Origin of the sequence: Halobacillus sp. BBL2006 (assembly GCF_000786645.1) — a bacterium.
Lineage (GTDB): Bacteria > Bacillota > Bacilli > Bacillales > Halobacillaceae > Halobacillus.
The window spans coordinates 1-3410 of sequence record NZ_JRNX01000504.1 but is presented as its reverse complement, the minus strand read 5'-3'; the positions used below and the strand labels follow the sequence as shown (position 1 = coordinate 3410).

Sequence of the window (3410 nt, the reverse complement as noted above, 5' to 3'; positions counted from 1 at the left end):
CCGCCAGTCCTGTTGGCCATACTGCGCATTCACGATCTGCTGTATATAGTATGGATACGACTGAGGAAAATAATAGGGCTGACGATACGGATCATAGCTATAAGGTCCAACGGGGTAGCCATTTCTGTAATATCCAAAAGAATCATAATTTCCATACCCATAATAGTATGGAAACGTTGCCCCTGGATATCCATGCTGATGAAACATGTTGTCCACCTCCCCATGAGTCTGCCTATCAATTTATGCAGGAAGACCAGTAAACATGTCACATGGATCCAGTTGAACACGACAAATAATTGCTCATCAGAAAAGGAAATATAAAACAATTGTCAAAGGAGGAATATCGTGTTGTCGATCGTCAAACCTTATCCATATGAATGGCTTTTTAATGAAATTGGGGAAGACCGAACGTTTCACGCAAAACACGTATGACTTTTACAAAAAAAGCGCAAAAGTCAGATCGGTGGCAGGAATTGAAGCGATAGCTCTTAGTCCGTTCATCGTATTGTTTCCCCTAAATGAACTTTATTTATGGATGGTCTTTGCGATTCTACTGCGGGCAGTTTTTCCTACATTTTCTCTCGCTTACCGCCCGCGATTGAAGGGAAGCGAATCAAGCAAAAGCTTTAGCCGCTGAAAACGGAAGATCAATGGAAGCGGTGGGAAAAGGACGATCAAATCCTCCCACTTCTATACCAAATCGGAATCGGAAAAAGGAATGTTTCGAATAATACTGATCTGGAAACTTCAACCTCACAGGGTGATTGGCCAGTATACCTGCTCTTAGCAGGAACGCTTCAGTCCAACTTTCACTCAGCGAGTCAAAACGCGAGCGTTTCAGCTGCTAACTGTTCAGTTGGCGGTGGTGTAGGGGGCGGCGGTGGAGGCTCCGGTGCCTTTTAAAATAGTTTATGCCATTGATAAAATTTTATAAATAGCAGCGGATTCCTTATTGTGGAATCCGCTGCTTTTTCACCTCGAACTTTCATGTAAATTAAAAGTAAAGAAGGTATAGTTTATGAACTTGAACAGAAAATAAGATTGCAGGAGGTGTTCACTTTGGAACATGTAAAGTTAATTGCAATGAAATTTTTGTTTAGTTTAGTAATCCTCGGCATCATCTTAGGTGCGGGGTTTGACGTATCGTTCGGTAATGTCTTTCTGATCACTTTGGTTTTAACAGCTGTATCTTATGCCATCGTTGATTTGATGATTTTATCACGATCCAGCAATACAACAGCGACAATTTCAGATTTCGTGCTTACATTTGTTGTCGTTTACTTTATGACAGATGCACTCACGGTTGGTGATTCTGTTTTTCTGGCTACACTAATATCAACGATTTCCCTCACCATTTTCGAATATTTCTTCCACCAGTCTGTAGCAAGAAACCTGGATGGTAAAGAAGAAAGAACGGAACGTGTGAATCCAACGGCTCAACTAAGTACAGAAGCTTCTGAAGAAATCTACCCTTATGATGAAGAAGAATAACTGTTCAAAAAAAACCGAGAAACCACAAGTGTGTTTTCTCGGTTTTTTATTTATACAAAAGCAAGGTAGGTGGATACCATGATGACCAGAAGAATAACGACTACAGTCATATAGACGATGATTCTATGGGAGGAAACGAAGCGGCTTTCATTTATATTACGTCTCGTTTGATAGTAATTGACAGTGGCACCAATGATCGTCATGACACCAAGGAATAACGATGCAATGCTGACGATCACTGCAAGATCCTCTCCGAACCGGCTCATATCCTGTGCTGCATTAATATGAAGCGTTGTTGCTAAAAAGCCGACACCGACAAGAGCAATAGCCGTACGGATCCAGGCCAAATATGTGCGTTCATTCGCTAAATGTTGCTGGATCAGCTTTTGTTCATCCATTTTTCCCATGACCTTCCCTCACCTCTCTTAGAACTGTTCTTCCCTCATTTTATCACTTCAAGAGAGGATATATCCTTAAAACAGCTCATAAGCTTAGGCTTTCGTGCGATATTCCGTATTATTCTTCTTCAACGTTTCATCTGTTCCGAACAGGAAGTGCTTCTTCATATCAGGGGAATAGGTGGAGTTAACGGCTTTCCTTCCGACTGTTTCCGCCACTTCCCTGAGCATGCTCGGAGAGGCTCCACAGCAAAGACCGAAATAATTCACTCCGGACGCTTTTGCTTCCTTCGCCCATTCGGCCAGCTCATAACGATTGCAATAAAGCGGATCGAGTGACGTCGGGAAGGTCGTTTCCGTCGGAAGCGAGCACGAACACCCGCCATCCGGCAAGTTGAAGAATGTCGGGTACTCTTCTGATGTGCGATACGGGATAGGCAGAGCTCCAACATATCCGTTGACGTTTTCACGAATTTGTTCAACATACGGCTGCATAGTCGCAGGACCGCGGAAGCAGTTCATGCCGACTACCAATGCTCCTTGCTCTTCTAATAGACGGCACCCTTCCTCCACTGTGTACCCATCTCTTAGTATATTTTCACTCATAAGTCCGAATGTGATCACAGCAGGCAGACCTTGCTTCTGGATTTCTTCTAAAGCAATTTTTGCTTCTTCGTAGTAATAGAACGTCTCTCCATTAACAAAATCGACGCCTTCCTCTTTGCACCATCCGATCATCTCTGCAAATATATTGCGCACGGCTTCTTTTGAACTTCCATCATCTGGATCGAAAAGGTTTGTATTGGAGATATTCCCTGCGACAAGCGCTTCCTCTTCCGGATGCTCCTTGGCTACTTCTTTAGCTAAACGGATCGCCTGCCGATTCAACGGCTCCAGCAAATCTTCTTTCCCGATAATTCTCATCTTTTCCCTGTGACCATTATAAGTGAAGGCGAGCACTACATCCGAGCCTGCTAACATATAATCACGATACGTCTGCTTCAAGGCTTGAGGGTTATCAAGCGCTACCTCCGGGACAAATGATCCTGCCTGCAGATAACCGCGTCTTTCCAATTCGAATAAGTATCCTTCCCCGCAAACGACGGGTCCATCCTCTAAACGTTGTTCTAGTGTTCGTTTCATCATCAGCCGCACCTTTCTCTTGTTAAAAATAAAAACCCTTCTTCCCGGCAAAAGGAAGAAGGGTTTGTGGTCTCGGTTCTTCCTCTTATCTGCCAGATGCATGCATCTGTAGGAATTGGCACCTTTTTCAAGCATAACTTGAAAGGTTGCCGGGCATCACAGGGCCTAGTCCCTACGCCACTCGTAATAAGAGATTCGTAATTATATTTTTTAACTTGCTAGAAATTATAGGGGGGATGACCCTTTTCTGTCAATGATTATTTTCAGTTAATTTTGAATAGATTGACGAAAGGGTTTTGTTCACACAATTGTAACAACTCTATTGAACCCTTAAGGAATCTAGGGAAGTGACTTTTTTTCTTTTTTATATCTAGAAAA

At 43.0% G+C, this 3410-nt stretch carries 3 protein-coding genes, 1 pseudogene and 1 riboswitch; of the genes and pseudogenes, 1 reads left to right on the top strand and 3 read right to left on the bottom strand.

Translation table 11 applies throughout. The features are described 5' to 3' along the window. Positions 1-207 (bottom strand): annotated as a pseudogene (locus LD39_RS14810) (hypothetical protein); the annotation flags it as partial. Between the two features lie 843 nt (positions 208-1050). Here LD39_RS14810 and LD39_RS14800 point away from each other — a divergent pair. Then, positions 1051-1491, top strand: coding sequence for a YndM family protein (locus tag LD39_RS14800; protein WP_231572588.1), 441 nt, complete (start codon positions 1051-1053; stop codon positions 1489-1491). A gap of 50 nt (positions 1492-1541) precedes the next feature. Here the strand turns inward: LD39_RS14800 and LD39_RS14795 are convergent, their stop codons facing one another. After that, positions 1542-1898, bottom strand: a complete 357-nt coding sequence (locus tag LD39_RS14795; RefSeq protein WP_035548755.1) for a YidH family protein — start codon at positions 1896-1898, stop codon at positions 1542-1544. Between the two features lie 84 nt (positions 1899-1982). Continuing rightward, positions 1983-3032, bottom strand: coding sequence for a homocysteine S-methyltransferase family protein (locus LD39_RS14790; protein ID WP_197061436.1), 1050 nt, complete (start codon positions 3030-3032; stop codon positions 1983-1985). A gap of 82 nt (positions 3033-3114) precedes the next feature. Continuing rightward, a riboswitch (SAM riboswitch) is annotated at positions 3115-3225 on the bottom strand. Between the last annotated feature and the right edge of the window lie 185 nt (positions 3226-3410).

What these genes read in the sequence shown, in the direction of transcription:
- LD39_RS14795 (WP_035548755.1), bottom strand. Translation starts at nt 1,898, where the DNA reads ATGGGAAAAATGGATGAACAAAAGCTGATCCAGCAACATTTAGCGAAT.
- LD39_RS14790 (WP_197061436.1), bottom strand. Translation starts at nt 3,032, where the DNA reads ATGAAACGAACACTAGAACAACGTTTAGAGGATGGACCCGTCGTTTGC.